This window comes from Achromobacter sp. FW305-C-30-7, from assembly GCF_058783105.1.
Genome location: NZ_JBYSYI010000001.1, coordinates 40,412 through 59,059, shown reverse-complemented (window position 1 = coordinate 59,059; position 18,648 = coordinate 40,412). Strand labels below are relative to the sequence as shown.

15 protein-coding genes are annotated in these 18,648 nt (G+C 65.7%); 5 read left to right on the top strand and 10 right to left on the bottom strand.

Annotation, left to right across the window (positions count from 1 at the left end; all coding sequences use genetic code 11):
- Window positions 1-2: 2 nt before the first annotated feature.
- From AC3WOB_RS00350 to tssA, 8 genes are all read right to left on the bottom strand, one after another.
- The gene (locus tag AC3WOB_RS00350; protein ID WP_237709963.1) at window positions 3-638 is read right to left on the bottom strand and encodes a DUF3540 domain-containing protein; all 636 of its coding nucleotides are present in this window, start codon (window positions 636-638) and stop codon (window positions 3-5) included.
- A gap of 25 nt (window positions 639-663) precedes the next feature.
- A complete protein-coding gene (tssF, locus tag AC3WOB_RS00345) occupies window positions 664-2,568 on the bottom strand; it encodes a type VI secretion system baseplate subunit TssF (RefSeq protein ID WP_492273846.1) in 1,905 nt (634 codons plus the stop codon).
- Complete coding sequence (tssE, locus tag AC3WOB_RS00340) at window positions 2,568-3,119, bottom strand: type VI secretion system baseplate subunit TssE (RefSeq protein ID WP_013396973.1); 552 nt, start codon at window positions 3,117-3,119, stop codon at window positions 2,568-2,570. The genes tssF and tssE overlap by 1 nt, the downstream gene beginning before the upstream one ends.
- Window positions 3,119-3,934 carry a type VI secretion system accessory protein TagJ gene (locus AC3WOB_RS00335; RefSeq protein WP_492273845.1) on the bottom strand — a complete coding sequence of 272 codons (816 nt, stop codon included), beginning with the start codon at window positions 3,932-3,934 and terminating at the stop codon, window positions 3,119-3,121. Before AC3WOB_RS00335 ends, tssE begins: the two co-directional genes overlap by 1 nt.
- 13 nt (window positions 3,935-3,947) lie before the next feature.
- Window positions 3,948-4,415: an Hcp family type VI secretion system effector gene (locus AC3WOB_RS00330; RefSeq protein WP_085947903.1), complete on the bottom strand. Its 468-nt coding sequence runs from the start codon at window positions 4,413-4,415 to the stop codon at window positions 3,948-3,950.
- 71 nt (window positions 4,416-4,486) lie between these two features.
- Window positions 4,487-5,989 (bottom strand): type VI secretion system contractile sheath large subunit, encoded by a 1,503-nt coding sequence (gene tssC, locus AC3WOB_RS00325; RefSeq protein ID WP_013396976.1) that lies wholly within the window; start codon window positions 5,987-5,989, stop codon window positions 4,487-4,489.
- A 31-nt stretch (window positions 5,990-6,020) separates the two neighbouring features.
- The gene (tssB, locus tag AC3WOB_RS00320) at window positions 6,021-6,572 is read right to left on the bottom strand and encodes a type VI secretion system contractile sheath small subunit (protein WP_013396977.1); all 552 of its coding nucleotides are present in this window, start codon (window positions 6,570-6,572) and stop codon (window positions 6,021-6,023) included.
- Window positions 6,573-6,611: 39 nt separating this feature from the next.
- Window positions 6,612-7,661, bottom strand: a complete 1,050-nt coding sequence (gene tssA / locus AC3WOB_RS00315; RefSeq protein ID WP_492273844.1) for a type VI secretion system protein TssA — start codon at window positions 7,659-7,661, stop codon at window positions 6,612-6,614.
- Between the two features lie 526 nt (window positions 7,662-8,187).
- Here tssA and AC3WOB_RS00310 point away from each other — a divergent pair.
- The 5 genes from AC3WOB_RS00310 to AC3WOB_RS00290 are packed head-to-tail and all read left to right on the top strand — an operon-like array spanning window position 8,188 to window position 15,102.
- Window positions 8,188-10,575, top strand: a complete 2,388-nt coding sequence (locus AC3WOB_RS00310) for a type VI secretion system Vgr family protein (RefSeq protein ID WP_492273843.1) — start codon at window positions 8,188-8,190, stop codon at window positions 10,573-10,575.
- A gap of 7 nt (window positions 10,576-10,582) precedes the next feature.
- Window positions 10,583-10,987 carry a hypothetical protein gene (locus AC3WOB_RS00305; protein WP_013396980.1) on the top strand — a complete coding sequence of 135 codons (405 nt, stop codon included), beginning with the start codon at window positions 10,583-10,585 and terminating at the stop codon, window positions 10,985-10,987.
- Window positions 10,988-10,989: 2 nt separating this feature from the next.
- Window positions 10,990-13,617: a DUF2169 family type VI secretion system accessory protein gene (locus AC3WOB_RS00300; protein ID WP_492273842.1), complete on the top strand. Its 2,628-nt coding sequence runs from the start codon at window positions 10,990-10,992 to the stop codon at window positions 13,615-13,617.
- Window positions 13,614-14,672, top strand: coding sequence for a pentapeptide repeat-containing protein (locus AC3WOB_RS00295; protein WP_013396982.1), 1,059 nt, complete (start codon window positions 13,614-13,616; stop codon window positions 14,670-14,672). Before AC3WOB_RS00300 ends, AC3WOB_RS00295 begins: the two co-directional genes overlap by 4 nt.
- A 46-nt stretch (window positions 14,673-14,718) precedes the next feature.
- Window positions 14,719-15,102 carry a DUF4150 domain-containing protein gene (locus AC3WOB_RS00290; protein ID WP_013396983.1) on the top strand — a complete coding sequence of 128 codons (384 nt, stop codon included), beginning with the start codon at window positions 14,719-14,721 and terminating at the stop codon, window positions 15,100-15,102.
- Window positions 15,103-15,117: 15 nt separating this feature from the next.
- Here the strand turns inward: AC3WOB_RS00290 and ccsB are convergent, their stop codons facing one another.
- Together ccsB and AC3WOB_RS00280 are read right to left on the bottom strand one after the other, a co-directional pair.
- The gene (ccsB, locus tag AC3WOB_RS00285) at window positions 15,118-16,485 is read right to left on the bottom strand and encodes a c-type cytochrome biogenesis protein CcsB (protein ID WP_492273841.1); all 1,368 of its coding nucleotides are present in this window, start codon (window positions 16,483-16,485) and stop codon (window positions 15,118-15,120) included.
- A gap of 8 nt (window positions 16,486-16,493) precedes the next feature.
- Window positions 16,494-18,572: a cytochrome c biogenesis protein ResB gene (locus AC3WOB_RS00280; RefSeq protein ID WP_013396985.1), complete on the bottom strand. Its 2,079-nt coding sequence runs from the start codon at window positions 18,570-18,572 to the stop codon at window positions 16,494-16,496.
- Between the last annotated feature and the right edge of the window lie 76 nt (window positions 18,573-18,648).

Here is an 18,648-nt window from a genome sequence, read left to right as displayed (position 1 = left end):
TCCTATCCCATGTGGATCTGCTTGGCGTCCACCTTGACCAGGTCGCCGCCCGTCACCATCGTGTAGGCCGCGTGCAGCCGCGCGCTCTGCTCAGCCTGGAAATCGATGGCGCCGGCGCGCACCTGGTCCATCTCGCTGACGCTGCGCAGCGACAGCCGCGCCATCAGCGTCATGCGGTCCAGCACCGCCTCATAGTTCCGGCCCACCAGACGCGTCTCACCCACGGTGGCATGCAGCTGCTTCGCCACCATGCGCATGCTGCCGCAGGTATGGCGTTCTTCCTCGGCTTCCACCGCGTACTCGGACGCGCGCACGCGCACGGCGCGCTCGCTCTCCAGCAGCACCTCGCCGCTGCGCGAACGCAGTACCAGTTCGCCCTCGGCTTGCAGCGTGGTGCGCCCCGGATCGGCCTGCACGGTGATGGCGATCAGGTAGACCCGGGCGGGGTCCGGGCCGCTGATCAGCACCTCGTCGCCCGGTTGCGGCTCCAGCAGGCAGCTGGCGGCGCGCTGCGCGGTCCAGACACGGCCGTCGCAAGCCACCGCGTAGCTGCCGTCGGGTTCGCGGCGCAGCAACTCGCCCAGCAGATGGACGGGGTCGTAAGCCATGCGGCTCAGAGGTGTCGCGGACTTCATCATGCGCTCCTTTTTGTGTGCACAGGCCCTAGACCACGGGCCGGCGTCCCATGCGGGGCTGGTAGCGGGCGATCTCGCCGCGCTGCAGGCTCGAGAGGACCAGCTCCGACATCAGATTGATCGATACGTGGCGCGCGAAGAACTGCTCCAGCACGGCGCCGAACAAATAGGGGCTGATGCCCGAAAACGCCGTCTCGTCCACCTGCAGCGCAATGCGCACGCCGCGCCCATGGACGATGGGGCCTGGCACCGGCAGGCGATGATGCACCGGCGTGGCGCTGACATGCCGCAGGCCGGCGATGTGCCGGCGCGTGGCGGGCTCGGCCAGGCTGCCGTAGACGTGCAGCATCTCGCGCAGGGTTTGCGCGCCCTGCTCTGCGTCCAGGTCACTCAGGCTCAGGTAGTTCAGGCCCAGGTGGCTGATCAGATGCCAGGTCGCGGCATTCTCCGCCAGCGCAGCGCGCGGCCGCGTGGGTCCGTGCAGCACCCTCACCGAGCGCACCGGCGCCGACACGCGCAGGGTCATGTCGGTCTCGGTTCCCAGCGGCAGCAGCAGCGCCAGGTCGCGGTTGGTGCACAGGGTTTCCAGGGTCAGGTGGCGCAGGTCACCGGAAAACGGCGCCTCCCGCCGGTCCACCAGCGACAGGAACACCTCGCTGCCGATGTAGCCACTGCGGGTGCCGTTGCGCTGCGCAATGTCCGAAACCAGCCGCGGCTCGCGGCGCACGGAAAAGTAGGCGCCGTGCTCGTCGGGATCGCTGCCCAGCGAGCCATAGAATGGCCGGAACTCCTGCTCCTGGCGCTGTGCGGAAGCGTGGCCCGCCACGCGCGTCACGCCGTAGACCTCGTAGTCCAGCGGGCGGCTGCGGTCGATGACCACGTGGTACTCGGAAGTCCTGGGGGTCACCGCCACGCGGTCCGCCCGCTTGGCGAACAGGTTGATCACCGGCACGCAATGCAACGCCAGATTGGCGGCCGATATCGCACCCTCCAGTTCCGGCGCCGCCATCGAGAACAGCAGGGTCAGGTCGAACGCGCGGGTCTCGCGCTGCGCGCCTTGGGGCATCGCGGGCGTGCGCAGCCCCTGCTTCAGTCCGTTGATGCTGAAGAACAGATAGCGCTGCGCGAACGCGAAGTACTCTTGCAGCAGCCGGTAGCCCTGGAACACGCGGGCGTCGCCCGGCAACAGCGCCTGCTCGTCGGCAAAGCCTTCATGGCGCACCGCCCCCGGGGGCAGCCTGTTGATCCAGGCTAGCGGCCGTGCGGCGTCATGGCCCAGCACCGCCACGGTATGCCCCATCACGACTTCCAGCAGGCGCTGCATCTGCAGGTCCTGGCCGTTCAAGTGAAACACCAGTTGATCGAGATCCAGGTCTTCCAGCCGTTGTCCGCCGCATACCTCTATCCGGATACGCAACGCGCTCAGCACCCGCGCGGTGCGCCCCGTCAGGCCCAGGCGCGCCAGCGGCAGATCCTGCGGCGCGGCCGTGAACTCCGCCTGCGTGACCTGCAGGGGCCACAGGCGCAGGGCGTGGCCGGTGGTGAAGTCGCAGGGCGTCTGCTCGCCGCGCGCCACGCGGCCGCGCAGCAACGTGCCGCGTGGCAGCTCGAAGCCTCCCGCCAAGGTGCCCTCGTTCATGCTGGGCGCAAACTGCACGATGGCCATCGCTGGCGTGGGCGCCAGATAGTTGGGGTACACCACCTCCAGCAGCCGTTGCGAGAAACGCGGAAATTCCGCATCCATCTTCATGTGGATGCGGGCAGTCAGAAAGCTGAAGCCCTCCAGCAAGCGCTCGACATAGGGATCGGCCACCTCGGTCGCATTCATGCCCAGGCGTCCGGCCACCTTGGGATGGGCTTGCGCGAATTCCGCGCCCAGCTCCCGCAGATAGACCAGTTCCCGGTTGTAGTAATCCAGCAGGCGATCGTCCATCAAGCACCACCCAGATCGCGCAGATCCATGTGGCCGCTCTCCAGGTCGATGTCCGTGCGGAACAGGAACTCGAGCGGCTGCGGCACGCACCACAGCATGCCGCGTATCTCCAGGCTCAGCACGTTGTGGTGTTCCAGCGTGCCAGCGTCCGACACACAGCGCACTTCCACCGAAGAGCGCAGGATGCGCGGCTCAAATGCGGCTATCGCTTCGCGGATCGACTCTTCCACGTCGATCCAGTCGATCTCCGACATGCGCTTTCCCGCCATGGCCCGCACGCCGAAGTTCAGCGCGGAGGCGGCCACCGGCCGATGCGCCGACAAGTCCTGGGACGCCTGCAGGTTCACGGTATTGAGCAGCCAACGCAGGTCCCGCAGCACCGCCGCGCGCAACGCCTCATGCGTGAGCATGGCGTTTTCGCGCGGCTCCTCGCGCTTGGCGGGATCGTTATCCATCAGGCGATCCAGCAGCGACGGCTGCAGGCGGTCCCGCGCCGCTCGCTGGCCGCGCGACAGCGGTTCCCAATCGCCCGGACGGTCTGCGTGGCCCATCACGCCAACTCCAGTTTGCGCACCTCGAGCAGGGCCGTTTCCGCGGCATCCGTCAGCCACATCTTCTGCCCCACGCCCGCATAGGTATCGCCGTGCAGCGCACGCCAATCGGTCGTCCTGCCCAGCTTGGCCGAGTCCGACAGTTCGACCATGCGCGCGCCCGGCGCCGCCGGGTAACGCGCCGGCACCAGGCCCTGCCGCGCCTGGCCATCGGTCAGTTCGATCTCGGCCTGCGCCCAGATCAGATCGCACAGGCCTTCCGGCGCCAGCAGGCGCACGCGCTTGAGTCCGGCAAAGGGCAGCCAGACATAACGCCCGCCCGTCAGGAACTCGAACACCGGACCGAGGCGGCTGTCGCCATCGCAGATCCACTGAAACGGCTGCGCCGCCTCTTGCGCCGCCAGCTCCAGCAGGCCGGCATGCGCGCTGGCTTCCTCGAAAGCCTTGCCGCGCAGCTCGGCGGCCTGGGCCGGCGCGGTGCCGTCCAGGCGCAGCGCCGATATCATGTCCCGCAGCCAATCGGCGGGCTCATCCAGCAGCGCAGGCTCGCCTTGCCCGGCGAGCACCGCCTCGCGTTCGCGCTCCGCCGCGATGGCGCTGGCATAGAGCACCTGCGTCGGGCGCGCCTGCGCATTGAGATGCCCGCAGACGTCAAGTTGCTCGGCCGCGCGCGCCCAATCGCCCTGCACCGCCAGCAGCTGGAACAGCTGAGCGCGCAGGTCCGCGTCGGCGGGCTGCCGGCGCACCTGCGCCTGCAGCTCGTCCAACTGGCCAGCCAGGCTGAGCGCGCCGAAAGGAACGGCAGCTATGGACATCGGTGCCTCCGCCCTAGCCCACTTCCTTGTTCTGCTTGATATCCCAGGCCACCAGGCTTTCCGCGCCCTTGCCGCCCTTGTCGGTCTGCTCCCAGTACTGCTGCTTGACCTTGGCGGCCTGGAAGGCGAAGTTCACCACCACGCCCTCCGCGCTTCTATCTCCGGAAATCTGCACCGACGACACCAGCACGTCCTCCAGCGTGATCTTGGAATACTCGATCTGCTCGCCGCCCGCCTTGCACATGGACAGCTCGATCTTGCTGAGATGCTTGCCGCTGGCGCAGTGCTTCATCACGGCGGGCGCGGCCTTGTCGATGCGGGCCACCACGTGCAGGTCGTTGAAGCTGGCCTTGCCAGCACCCAGGCCGCCGCCGCTGGCCAGGTTGCCTGGCTGGGTGGCGCCCCACGAGAAGGACACGATGTCGGTCCAGTCCTTGTGGTTGGAGTCCTTGGATTCGCCATTGGCTCCATCGATTTTCATGAACATGTCCACTGCCACATCTGTCTCCCGGAGTTATGGGGCACGGTTGCGCCCCGATTTGTCAGCGCCACTCAGCCTTCGTTCTGTTTGAGCGAAGGCAGCTTGGAAACCAGCCGCAGCGACACCGTCAGCCCTTCCAGCTGATAGTGCGGCCGCAAGAAAAACTTGGCGGAGTAATAGCCAGGGTTGTCCTCGATCTCCTGCACCTGCACCTCGGCGGCGGCCAGCGGTTTGCGCGCCTTGGTTTCCTGCGAGGAGTTCACGGGATCGCCGTCCACGTAATTCATGATCCAGTCGTTCAACCAGCGCTCCATGTCGTCGCGCTCGCGGAACGAGCCGATCTTGTCGCGCACGATGCACTTCAGGTAATGGGCAAAACGGCAGCACGCGAAGAGATAGGGCAGGCGCGCGGCCAGCTTGGCGTTGGCCGAGGCGTCGGCCTCGTAGTAGTCGTGCGGCTTTTGCAGCGATTGCGCGCCGATGAAGGCAGCGAAATCGGAGTTCTTCCTGTGCACCAGCGGCATGAAGCCGTTCTTGGCCAGCTCGGCTTCACGCCGGTCGCTGATGGCGATTTCGGTCGGGCACTTCAGGTCCACGCCGCCGTCATCGGTGGGAAAGCTATGGCAGGGCAGATTCTCCACGGCGCCGCCCGATTCCACGCCGCGAATGGACGTGCACCAGCCGTACAGCTTGAACGAGCGGTTCACGTTGGCCGCCATGGCGTAGGCGGAATTGGTCCAGGTGTAGCGATCGTGGTTCGAGCCGTCGGTGTCTTCCTCGAAGTCGAACTCGTCGACCGGATTGGTCCGGGCGCCGTAGGGCAGCCGCGCCAGGAAACGCGGCATCGCCAGCCCGATGTAGCGCGAGTCCTCGGACTCGCGCAGGCTGCGCCATGCGGCATATTCCGTGTTGGTGAAGATCTTGGTCAGGTCACGCGGGTTGGCCAGTTCCTGCCACGAATCCATCTGCATCACATTGGGCGAGGCCCCCGCGATGAAGGGGCAGTGCGCGGCGGACGAGATCTTGGCGATCTCACCCAACAGTTCCACGTCGGGCGGGCTATGGTCGAAGTAGTAATCGCCGACCAGGCAACCGATGGGCTCGCCGCCGAACTGGCCATACTCTTCCTCGTAGACCCGCTTGAAGATGGGGCTCTGGTCCCAGCCCACGCCCTTGTGCCGCTTGAGCGTGCGGCCCAGCTCCGACTTGGACATGCACATCACGCGTATCTTCAGGAGCTCGTCGGTCTCGGTATTGGTGACCAGGTAATGCAGGCCGCGCCACGCGCCCTCCAACTGCTGGAAATCGGGGTGGTGCATCACGCCGTTGATCTGCTCCGACATCTTCCGGTCGATCTCGGCGATGATGGCCTGGATCGTGCGGTAGGCGTCCGACGACAGCCCGACGCCACTGTTCTCCAGCGCCTGGTGCGCCAGCGTGCGCACGGCGTGCTCCACCGCCTCCTGCGCCTGCTCGGTCTTGGGCTTGAATTCCTTCTTCAGCAGGGCGGACAGGTCGTCCGCCTGCAAGGTCTCGACAGCGCGCGCGTCGGCGCGTTTGGCCACTGCGGTCATGGCATTCTCCGAAAAGCGATTCGTGCGGAAATCAGGCGGCGGGATCCGTGGCAGGGGCGTCGGATGCGCGCGGCTCCTCTTGCGGCTTCGGCGCCGCCGCCAACGCGTTCATCAGCGCCGGGTTCTTGAGCACGCTGCCGATCAGTTCCTCGGCGCCGGTCTTGCCGTCCATGTACGTCAACAGGTTTGCCAACTGCGTGCGCGCGCTCAGCAATTCGTTCAGCGCGCCGACTTTTCGAGCGACGGTCGCCGGCGAGAAATCATCGATGCTCTCGAACGTGACGTCCACGTTCAGATTGCCTTCGCCCGTCAGCGTGTTGGGTACCTGGAACGCCACGCGCGGCTGGATGGAGCGCATGCGTTCATCGAAGTTGTCGATATCGATGTCCAGGAACTTGCGCTCGCCCACCTCCGGCTGCGGCGTTTCGGACTTGCCGGCCAGATCCGCCAGCACGCCCATCACGAACGGCAGCTGGATCTTGCGCTCCGCGCCGTAAATCTCCACGTCGTACTCGATCTGCACCCGCGGCGCGCGGTTTCTTGCGATGAACTTCTGGCCGCTTCCCTTCAGGCTGGTCGCCATGGTGTCGTCTCCTCTTGTTGGTGCGGCGGCTGGCCCGCCTTACGGTTCCTGCCGGTTTGCCTCGGACCGCGGCAGCCATGCCTCGAATTGCTCCAACCCCTGGGGGGCCAGATTCTTGATGATGTCGTGAAAGCTCATCGGGATAAGCTGCTGGGCGCGGCGGATGAGATAAGGCGCGGGATGGCCGGGCTCGTTGGCCTCGAAGTACGCACATACCTTGGAGAGCATCGCCAGCGCTTCGTCGCGCGACTGGATGGGCAGGTCCTGCCTGCACGCCGCGCCGTCGGCGGCGAGATGCGTGGCGGCGGAAGGGGCCGCAGCAGCGGGTGCATCGTCCGCCAGAATTTCGGCCTGCGGCGCGGATTGAAGGTCCCGCGTCGCCTCCAGTACCAGGTCCAGGGTGCGAAGCATGGCGGCGTAATCGGGCGTCCAGGCATCACCCAGCTTGTCCGCCACGAGTTTCTGCATGCGCCGCAGCGCGTCGGCCGCGGACTGCAGCGCCTGCGCGTCGGCATTGCCTTGCGCCCAGGCCTGGCGCAGGCGCTCGACAAGTCGCGGACGCCCGCCCGGATAGGCGTCCGCGTCCTGTCGGCTGCCATCGAGCAGCGCCTCGGTATCGCGCAAAGTCAGTTGTCCGTGCACGCCGCTGACCAGGCTGGCCGAACGCACGCTGCGCGCGCAGCCCTGCATGTCGCCAAAGGCCGCCAGCGCATTCATACGGGGCATGGGATCGTTTTCACCGACGCTGTCGAGCCGGGGATGCACCGGCTCCCAATAGCGTTCCAGGGTGTCGACGGCCAGCGCCAGGCCGTCGCTGTAGCCGGGCAGTCCGCGGATTTCAGTCCAGGCCGAGGTCAACAGGCCGATGATGCGCAGGTCGCGGGTGCGTTCCAGCAGCGCGCGCGCCAGGCGTTCGACTTCGCGCCAATCAGGCGGCTGCGCGGCGATGATGGTCGAACCGAACTGCTGTTCGTCGCGACCCGCCGCGGCTTGCTGCAGTTGCAGAAAGTCAGCGTCGTATTCGAGGTCTTCCCCGCAGGGCAGACGTGAATCGAGTGTATTGAGGATGTCGGCGAATTCCATAGTCATCACTTAAATGCCTGCTGGGATGCTGCCTGGATACAACCACTACGCTCCGCGCTGCTCCACGGAAGGGTGAATTCTAGGCATCTCTTTCCGCATGCAACGGCAACCTAACAACTACAGATTTTTCTTACAGATAACTAACACCCGAGTAAAAAATTGAACACTTATCTCCCAGCAGCACTGATTTTTAGACACAGACCTTACGGAATTGGCCGGCACACGGAAGGACTGTTACCGAAGCGTAAAAAACACAAAAGCATGTGATAGCGCTTCTCGGGCGCTTTGGCCCCTGCCTACAATCGGCGCTCACGCTGGCGGCAAGACCGGCGCGCTTCAAGAAGACTCAGAGACAGATTTCCCCGGTCGCATGCCCGCTCATCGTGAGCCATGCCCGTCCTTTGCAAGCGGCCCCATCCCGTGGCCGGTCATCCCATTGCAGTCCTCGTGACGCGCCTTGTGCGCGCCCGCGAAAAAATCCAAAGCAGCACACGCAACAACAGGCGCAGCATTCTCATAAGGAGACGGTGAGATGGACCGCAACGTGCCCAGCGATCGTGTCGTCAAGGCGCATACGCCCCTGCCGCCGGAACAGCTGAAGTTCCGCGCCATGCATGGCGCCGAAAGTCTTTCGCAACTGTTCGAGCTGGAGGTCGAGCTGGTCTCCGAGTCGTACTCGTTGGACATGAAGTCGCTACTGGGTAAGCCTTTGACGCTGGAGATCGAGACCGGATCATCCGCGCCGCGCTATCTCGGCGGACACGTCACGCGCTGCGCCCTCGTCGGTCGCGAGAACAACACCTCGCGCTACACCATCTATCGCGCCACGGTGCGCCCGTGGCTCTGGTACCTGACCCAGACCTCGGACAACAAGATCTTCCAGAACAAGAGCGTGCCCGACGTCATCCGCGAAGTGCTGAAGGACTATGACTATCCTGTCGAGTTCAAGCTGGTGGACAGCTACCGCAACTGGGAATATTGCGTCCAGTATCAGGAAACCGACTACGCCTTCATCAGCCGCCTGATGGAGCACGAAGGCATCTACTTCTGGTTCAAGCATGACAAGGGCAAGCACACCCTGGTGCTTACCGACGACATCACGCAGCACGAACCCGTCGCGGACTACGAGCAGATCCCCTACTACGGGCCGGACCGCATCACCGTCCCGCGCGAAGACCATGTCCACAAATGGGAAGTGGCCGAGCAGATCACCCCCGGCGCCTTCGCCACCACGGACTACCACCCGCTCACGCCCGCCGCCAGCCTGGAGGCGCGCCGCAATAATCCCGGCGCCCACGACCACGGCGACCTGGAGATGTACGAATGGCAAGGCGGCTACACCAACCCCGACGACGCGGAACACTACACGCGCGTGCGACTCGAAGATCTGCAATGCAGAAAAGAGCAGAGCGCCGGCGCATCCAACGCGCGCGGGCTGGCCACGGGCCATCTCTTCACGCTGCGCAATCATCCGCGCCAGGCCGAGAACCGCGAATATCTCGTGGTCAGCACGTACTACCGTATCCGCGAAACGGGCTATGCCAGCGGCCAGCCCGACCCCGGCAGTTTCGACCTGGAGTTCGTCGTGCTGCCGTCCAGCACGCAATTCCGCGCACCCCGTGTCACGCCAGTTCCCCGTACCCATGGGCCGCAGACCGCCACGGTGGTGGGCAAGGAAGGAGAGGAAATCTGGACGGACAAGATGGGCCGCATCAAGGTGCAGTTCCATTGGGACCGCTACGGCAAGAAGGACGAGAACAGCTCCTGCTGGGTGCGCGTATCCAGCCCCTGGGCCGGCGGCGGCTTTGGCGGCATCCAGCTGCCGCGCGTGCGCGATGAGGTGATCGTAGACTTCATCGGCGGCCAGCCCGACCGCCCCATCGTGATCGGCCGCGTCTTCAACGCCAACAATCTGCCGCCCTGGGACCTGCCGGACAATGCCACGCAAAGCGGCTTCCTGAGCCGCTCCAAGAGCGGCACGCCGGCGACGGCGAACGCGCTCATGTTCGAGGACAAGAGCGGTAGCGAACGCATCTGGCTGCACGCGGAGCGCGAACTCTGCACCGAGGTGGAAGCCAACGAATTCCATACGACGGATGTAAATCGCACGACCACCATCGGCGAAAACGACACCACCAAGATCGGCGGCAACCGCGACATCAAGGTCACCGGCACCGACAACCTGCGCGTCGAAAAGACCCGAGATGTGTTCGTAAAGGGACATGAGGAATACACCGTCAAGGCGTCGCGCACGGTCAATGTGAAAGACGGCCTGATGGACGAGAAGTTCGACAACGGCTTGAAGACGACTGTCGCGGCCAAGGGCGAGGAACGCGAGATCACTGGTCTCTTCAAGGAGACGTTGAAGAACGGCGAGCAGGTCTACGTGAACGAAGGCGACTCGCTGCATCACGTGAAGACCGGCGCGCTCACGGAGAAAGCCAAGGGCAAGGTCGAACTGCTTTCCACCGACGCGAACATGGACGTCAAGGCCAAGACCGCGATGCGGGTGGAGTCCGAGACTTCCACCATGGATCTGAAGGCCAAGGGCAAGATAGACATGGAGTCGACGGGATCGACCGTGCTGGTCAAGGCCGATGGCAACATCACGTTGAAGACCCCTGCCGACGTCGTTCTGGACGCCGCTAACGTCAAGGACCTTTCCAAGGAGAGCTGGCTGCAGGCCACGCCATTCTCCATCGGCCTGGCGGTGGCAAAGGCGGAATTCGGCATGCATCGCGTAGCCCTGTTCCGCACCACGGTCATGCTGAACGGTTCCTTCACCAACTACGCCCTGGTCAGCAGCATCGGCCAGCTGGTTTCCTACCGCACCACGGGCTCCAGCTATCAGTTCGACGCCGTTGCCGCGGAAAAAGTCGGCTTGGGCGCCTCGATGATGGGCCTCTGGAGCATCATCTGAGGCCGCCATGTCCGACTTCCTGAACGCCTGGCCCAGTTGGGCCAAGTGGGTGTGGCTGGGCCTGCTGCTGTCGCTGGCGCAGGCCGCATACATGCTGTGGCGCGAGCGCCAGCGCCGCGCGGCGGGGCGCAGGGAGGTACAGCGGCAGGACGGCTTGCGCGCCAGCGGGCTGCCCGGCACCGCGCGGGTGACCGCCGCGCGCGACACGCGCCGCCGCATCGGCGACACCTTGTACTTCATCGTCGAACTGGACCTGGAAGTCTTCGCCACCGGTGCCACGCCTGCCCTGTCACGCACACTCAGCGTGCCGCTGTCGCCGCTGCACCTGGGCGATTTCAGCGCTGGCAAAACCATACAGGTGCGCGTCGATCCCGCGACCCGCGAGGTCGTCGTGGACCAGGCCACCGGATAGCCATGAAAACCATCAAGCCGCTACGCCTGGGCCTGCTTACCCGCCCCTACCGCTGGCAGCGCCGCGACATGTTGGGCGTCGCTGTTTTCGCGCTGGTCGACATCAGGCAAACACCCACGTTGCTCATGGACCAGGAACTGTGGAAACTGGCGGGCGCCGAAGCCGGCGGCCTGCTGGACCTGGCCACGCCCAAGCTGTGTCCGGAGGTGCTGGTTGCGGGCCACGCCTATCCGCACGATCCGGCAAGCCCTGGTGCCTGCGCCGTGCGCCTGAAGGTCGGAGCGATCGACAAGTCGCTGCTGGTGTTCGGCGACCGCTATTGGCTGGACGGCAAGGCCACCGCCCCCCAGCCATTCGAACGCATGCGTCTGGACTGGAGCCATGCCTATGGCGGTCCAGGCTGCGCGGAAAACCCGCTGGGCCTAGGCGCGCAGGAAGAAGACATCAACGGCGTGCGCGTGCGCAGGCTCCCCAACATCGAACACCCGCAAGAGCGCATCGCATCGCCCTCCCAGCGCGTGGCGCCCGCCGGTTTCACAGCCATGCCCATGGACTGGCCCCAACGGGCCGCGCTGCTGGGCCGCCAATATGGCCAACAGTGGCTGGAGCATGACTTCCCCGGCTTCGCATCCGACATGGACTGGCGCTTCTTCAACGCCGCCCCGGCCGACCAATGGGGCGCTCCCAACGCGGCCTTGGCCGGCGGCACGGAGTACGAGCTATGGAACATGCACCCGGACCAACCGGTGCAGCGGGGCCGCTTGCCCGATTGGCGCGCCCGCTGCTTCGTCAGCCGCCATGCCGATGGCAACGCACTTGAAGAAGTCGCGTTGCGCCTGACTACGGCCTGGTTCTTCCCCGACCGCGCACAACTTGCGCTGATCTGGCATGGCGCGCTGCCGGTGCGCGAAGACGACGCGGCCGATATCCTGCACCTCATGCCCGCGCTCGAACACGCCGGCCAGGCCCGCGATATGGCCCATTATCAGGCCGTGGTGGGGCAGCGCCTCGATGCGGAGCTCGGCGCCGTCTACGCCTTGCTCGATGCACAGCTGGTACCGGAAGACATCTGCGGCGAACTGCCGCAAGCCGCAATGGAGGCTACCGCACAGCGGCCGTCGAATCGCAACATCTATGCCGGCGCAGCCCGGCGCCATGCCCGCGAACGCGAATCGCTGCTCGCCCAAGGCCTGGATCCCGATTTGTACATGGTTCCCCTGGAGCCGCCACCGCAAGCGCCAAGCCTGTCCGATCTGCCGCAGACGATACTGCGCATGCAGCAGGAGCTGGAGGAGGCCAAACGCTTGTCCAGCGGCCCCGCGGCGCGTGCCCTGGCCGACCCCAACCTGCCGTCCATGGTTGCAGTCGCGGGCGTCGACATGGACGCGCTGCGCAAGCTGGACGATGACGGCAAGCTGCCGGCCGGCTTCGATCCGCGCGTGGTGAAGCGGCATATCGCCGACTTCGACGCCAACCCTCACACGCAGGCCGGACGTGGCGCGCAGGACGCCCCGGGTTCGCCGCCGCCGCTCGGCCAGACCCTGGGTCCGCAGGTGCATCAGGCATATCAACAATCGGCGCATCAGTTTGCGCCGCCCCCGCCCATGCCGCCGTTGCGCGCGCGGCGCACGCGCATGAAGCTGGAAGCGCGCCTGAAAGGCAACCGCGATTGCCGGGATATGAACCTGACCGGCGCGGATCTGAGCGGAATGGATCTTTCCGGTGTCGACTTCCAGCGCGCCATACTGGCCGGCGCCAAGCTCGCCGACGCGCGCCTGGATGGCTGCAACTTGACCGACGCCGTGCTTGCCGGCGCCGACCTGACACGCGCCAGCATGCGCGGCGCCGATATGTCGCGCGCGAACCTGGGCCGCACGCAATGCGTGCAGACGGATTTCACGGACAGCCGGATCCAGGACACTACCTGGGACCATGCGAACTGCGAAGAATGCCGCTTTGCCGGCAGCACCTGGCTGCTGGGACGCCTGCATCAGGCTCGCCTGCGCGGCTGCGACCTGAGCGGCGCTTCGTTCGAGCAATGGGCCACGATAAATGCCAATTTCGAAGACTGCCGCTTTCACGGCGCGCGGCTGAATCAATGCGTGTTCATGCAAGGAACAATGGCGAACGCCGATTTTTCCCGCGCGGACCTGCAGCGCGTCAGCTTCATGGACGTGGCGTTTTCCGGCCGCTTCAGCCTGGAGAGCGGCACGCTCGATGGCTGCGCCTTCGCCGGCCGTGTGGAGCTTGCCGGCGCCTGCCTGCGCGGAATGCAGTTCAAAGTGGGCAGCGCGCGCGGCGCCATGCTCGACCGGGCCGACATGCGCGGCGCGCAGCTTGCCGCCAGCGATTTTTCGAACTGCAGCCTGCGGGAAGCGGACCTCAGCAGCGTCACCGCCCCCGATACACACTTCGTACGCGCCGATTTCACTGGCGCGCGCCTGCGCAACGCCAATCTGATCAACAGCCTGCTCGGCAAGGCCATCCTGTTGCGCGCCGATCTGACAGGCGCCAACCTCTTTCGCGCGGATGTCGCGCAGGCGCTGATCGACGGCAGCACCGGACTGGACGACGCCTATACCCAGGGCGCCAAGCCCTGGCCCGCCCGGCAGCCGGAGAACGCCGCATGAACCTGGATCAATTGCTGGACCAAGTGCGCCATGGCGAACCGATAGCGCACCTCAGCCTGGCCGGCCAGGACCTGCGCGGCCTGGATCTGGCCGGCGCATTTTTCGACCAGGTGGATTTGAGCGGCGCCACGATGAGCGATTGCCAGTTGCAGGACAGCCAGTTCATCAACTGCGTGCTGACCGGCCTGAACGCCGCCGGCGCCAATCTGGATACAGCGCGGCTGTTCCGCTGCCAGGCCCGCGGCCTGGTGCTGGACCGCAGTCACGCCCATGGCGTCAGTTTTACCGAATGCGATCTGGGCCAGGCCAGCCTGGAACAGGCCGAGCTGAGGGAGGCTTCCTTCAACTCCACCTCGCTCGAAGCCGCCTCCTTCCGGTCTGCCCGCCTGGAACGCTCGATCTTCTCGCGCAGCACGTTGGCACGCGCCGACCTGTCGCAGGCCTGGATGAGCTTCACCCTGTTCCACCAGCTGGACCTGCGCAGCATCGCGCTGGCGGGCGCCAGCGCGGAAAGCACCATGTTCATCGAATGCAATCTGGCAGGCCAGGATTTCGCCTCGCAAGCCTACCCGCTCTGCCATTTCACCGACTGCCAGCTGGATGCCGCGGATTTCCGCAATACCGATCTGCGCCAGGCCGGCTTCAAGGGCGCATCACTGCGCGACGCGCGCTTCGCTGGAGCATCTGCGCCCCAAGGCTTGTTCCCTCAGGCGGATCTGAGCGGCGCTGACCTGCAAGGCGGCCGCTTCGACGGCGCCATCTGGGCCGAGGCGACGTTGGACGGCGCCTCCTTGCGTGGCGCCAGCCTTTCCTTGTGTGTCTTCCAGCGCGCGCGTTGCGCCAACGCCGATTTCCGCGGCGCCAATCTGACCGACGCCGATTTCTCGCTGGCCGACCTGGGCCAGGCCGACCTGCGCGATGCCACCTTCCTGCGCACGCGCATGCATCGCGCATTGACGCAAGGCACTCGCTGGACGCAACGCCGCGGCATCATCGAAAACGACGGGCCCCTGCTGGAAGCCGAACTCTGGTCGGCCGGGCGCGCCACCACTTGACCCCGCGTGCGGCATCGCCGCCCACTCATCGCACAAGGAGATAAATATGCTCGCAGTCTGCCAGTTGCCCAGCCTGGCCGTGGGCGTGCCGGATGTCTGCAAGACGCCCGTGCCGCCGGTGCCGCATATCGATACGGCCACATCGTCCATGGGGATCCCGGTGGTCTGGAACGTATGGTTGATGGCCGCGCCCGTGCACAACATGGCGACCCTGATACCCGTCACGCTGGGTGATACCGCCGGCGTGGGCGGCGGCCTGATCTCGCAGACCTTCATGGGGCAGTCGCGCTACATGACGGGCGCGTTCACCATGCTGGTGCGTGGCGCGCCCATCGTCCGCATGACCAGCCTGACCTTGCAGAACACCATCAATGCGCCCGGCTTCAAGGTGTACTCGCCGCAGCCTGTGATGGTCGTGCTGACGGCCTGAACAGGCCGCGCCCGCCTACAGTTCGCCGTAGGAATGCAGCCCCGACAGGAACATGTTCACGCCCAGGAAAGCGAAGCCGGTGATCAGCAGCCCCATCAGCGCCCAATAGGCCGCCATGGTGCCGCGCAGGCCCTTGATCAAGCGCATGTGCAGCCAGGCCGCGTAGTTGAGCCAGACGATCAGCGCCCAGGTTTCCTTGGGGTCCCACTGCCAGTACGCGCCCCAGGCGTCGGCCGCCCACAGCGCGCCCAGGATGGTGGCGACCGTGAAGAACGCGAAACCGATCGCGATGGCGCGATACATGATGTCGTCCAGCACCTCCAGCGACGGCAGCGCCGCGGCGATGCGGCGGCGGCCCAGCAGGATGGCGCCCACGATCACCGCCCCCACGCCGAAATACAGCATCCAGGTGGCCGACAGGCCGTCGGTGCGGAACACCATGGGCTCGGCGCACAGCAGCACGCCCAGCACGAACAACGGCGCCAGCTTGGCCCAGGACGTAGTCTGCCCATGCTGCTTGACCAGGTAGGCAAAGCCCACCATCGCCGCCAGCGAGAACGTGCCGTAGCCGATGAAGTTGGCGGGAACGTGCAGTTTCATCCACCAGCTCTTGAGCGCCGGTACCAGCGGCTGGATCTGCCCGGCGTCGCGCGTGAACGAGTACCACAGCAGGAACACCACGGCCGACGTCACCACCAGCATCACGAAGCCGCCCAGCGCGCGCGTGGCGTACTTGCGTTCGTAGTAGAGGTAGAACAACGCCGTGATCAGCGCGAACAGCACGAACACTTCGTACAGGTTGCTGACCGGGATGTGGCCCAGGTCCGGCCCCATCAAGTGCCCCTCGCGCCAGCGCACCAAGAGGCCGGTGACGCCGGCGAACACCGCGCCCCAGCTCAGTGCCGTGCCGAGCCAGGCGGCGGTGAGACTGAAGAAGCCGATCCAGTAGCAGACCATGGCCAGCGCGAACAGCGCGCACATCCACAGGATCGCCGATTGCGAGGAGAACAGGTACTTCAGGAAGAACACCTGCTCGGCCCGGGCCAGGTCGTTGCCGTACAGCATCAACGCCAGTCCGGCCGCAATCGCACAGGCGATCATCAGGTGGCGCAGCGGGCGCCACAGCCAGCCCATCCAGGCCAGCACCGGCACGGTGCCGCACAGGATGATCTTCTCGTAGTAGTCCATCGCGTTGCTGTAGCGGGTCAGCGCGAAGCCCGCGCCCACCGACAGCAGCAGGAAGAAGACGGCGTCGGTCCAGTCAGGCCTGCCGCGCTGCGCGCGGCTGTCGCCGGTTTCGGACAAGGCGTCCTGCCAGAGCTGATCGGGCGAGGCGGCCCGCGCTTGCGGCGAGGAGGGATGCGTAGTGGTCGTAGTGGACATAGGAAACCTTAAGACCTCTTCTGGCGCAGCAGCGCCTGCTTGAAGCGTTCGAACTCCTGGTTGAAGTCGAGTGTACGCTTCTGGGACGTCATGGCCGCCAGGACGCTGCTGCCGTTGCCTTGCGGCTTGACCCAGATCCAGATGCGGCGGTCTCGAATATAGAACATCGAGAACACACCCAGGACCAGCAGCAGGCTGCCCAGGTACACGGTGTTCTTGCCCGGCGTGCGGCTGACTTGGAACACGCTGGCTTGTACATGCTGGAAATCCGCCAGCGACAGGAACACCGGCGCCGGGTAGACGGTCAGGTCCGACAGCGCCGCCACCGCCAGCCGCGACCACACCGCGGCGCGTTCCGCGTCCGGGCCCTCGACGGCCACCGCCGGCAAGCCGGCGCGCTCGCGCTCGATGGCACGCAATTCATTCATGCTGGCGCCGATCAGGCGGATCACCACGTCGGCCGCTCGTTCCAAGTCCTGCGGCGGCGTGTTGGCCTGCAGGAACGCCGCCACGGCCTGCAGACCGCCGGAGGCAAAGGTTTCCAGGGCGCGCTCGGCAGCCGTCTGCAGCGGCTGGCGATCCATCCCCGCCGGGCTGTTGCGTTCCGCGAAGCGGCGCGCGGCTTCCTGGCGCGCCGCGGGGTCGGCCAGGGTCGCGCGCAGTCGCATGAATTCGGCGATCGAGCTGTCGTCATCCGCCGGAATGCGCAGATAGCGGAAGGGTTCGGAGGCGTTGTTGCGCACCCCGGCCAGGAACACGGCGGCGCCGTCCAGTTCCACGGGCAGCATGTAATTCTGGAATTCGTGGGCCTGGCCGGCGTCGTCGATCAGCTTGTATTCGACGCTGGGGCCGACGTTGCGCAGGTTTTCGTTCTTCTTGCCCGCGGCGCTGCCGGACACCGACGCGACGTGTTCGGCGAAGCTCTGGTTGCCGCCCTTGGGGTCGCCGCGAGTCAGGTCTTCCACGTTGATGGGCCGCAGGGCGGTGATTTCAACGCCCATGCTACGCGCGCCACGAGCAGTGTGAGCGGTTACTTCGCTGGTCTTGCCCACCGTACCGTCAACGGCAAAGGTAGCGGGGTCAGATCCTACTAGCGGGTAGCCTTTCAGCACCACCGTGCTGCCGCCGTCGTCGAAGCTGGACTGGTAGACCGTCATGCCCTTGAAGCGCAGCGGCTCATTGACCTCGATGGTGGAATCAAAGCTCTTGCCGGTATCCGGGTCGGTGACCTCGACCTCGCTGGCGAAGCGGCTGGGCATGCCGGTGGAGTAATAGTCGACCACGAACTTCTTGAGCTTCAGCGTGAAGGGCATGGGCTGCACCAGGGCGCCGTCGCCCACCATCACGACCGCGGTGCTGGCCTGGCCGCCCTCGGGCACCAGCACGCTGGCGCGGAAGCTCGGGTTGTCGACCGACAGGCGACCGCTTTCCGGCACTTCCGAGATCAGCATGTTTTCGACGATGGGTTTCTTGTCGCCGAACATGACCTGCAGGCGCACCGGCAATTCGCTGTCCAGCAGGCCGCCGATGCAGATGATGACCATGGCGGCGTGGGCGAACACATAGCCCAGCCGGTTGGCGCTGCCCTTCTTGGCCGCCAGCAGCACCCCATCCGCATCCTGGCGTTCGCGCACGGCATAGCCCAGCCGGCCCAGCAGGGATTTCAGGCCCGCAGCGGTCTGCGGCACGTCGGTGGGTTCTTCGGTTTCGACGCGGTGCGGGAAGGCGCGCAGGCTGCTGGCGCGCACATGCTCGCGGAACGAGCGCGCATCGCGCAGCATCTTGGGCGCATTGCGGATCAGGCAGACCGAGGTCGACACGACCAGAAAGCCCATGATCAGCAGGAACCACCAGCTGTTGTAGACGTGCCAGATGGAAAACTTGTCGAACACTTCAAACCAGAACGGCCCGAACTGGTCGATGTAGTTGTTCGACGAGCGGTTCTGCTGCAGCACGGTCCCCACCAGGCTCGCCACGCAGATAAACATCAGCAAGCTGACGGCAAAACGCATCGAGCCCAGCAATTCGAAGAAATCGCCGGGCAGGCTGCGCAGGGAGGGACGGGAGTGTGTACGTGTCGAATTCATGAAAAAAGGGGGGCCGCGCTATCGGCTACCCCCCTCATAGACAGCGCGCGGCGGAACGAGGTTCCGCTGCGCCAGG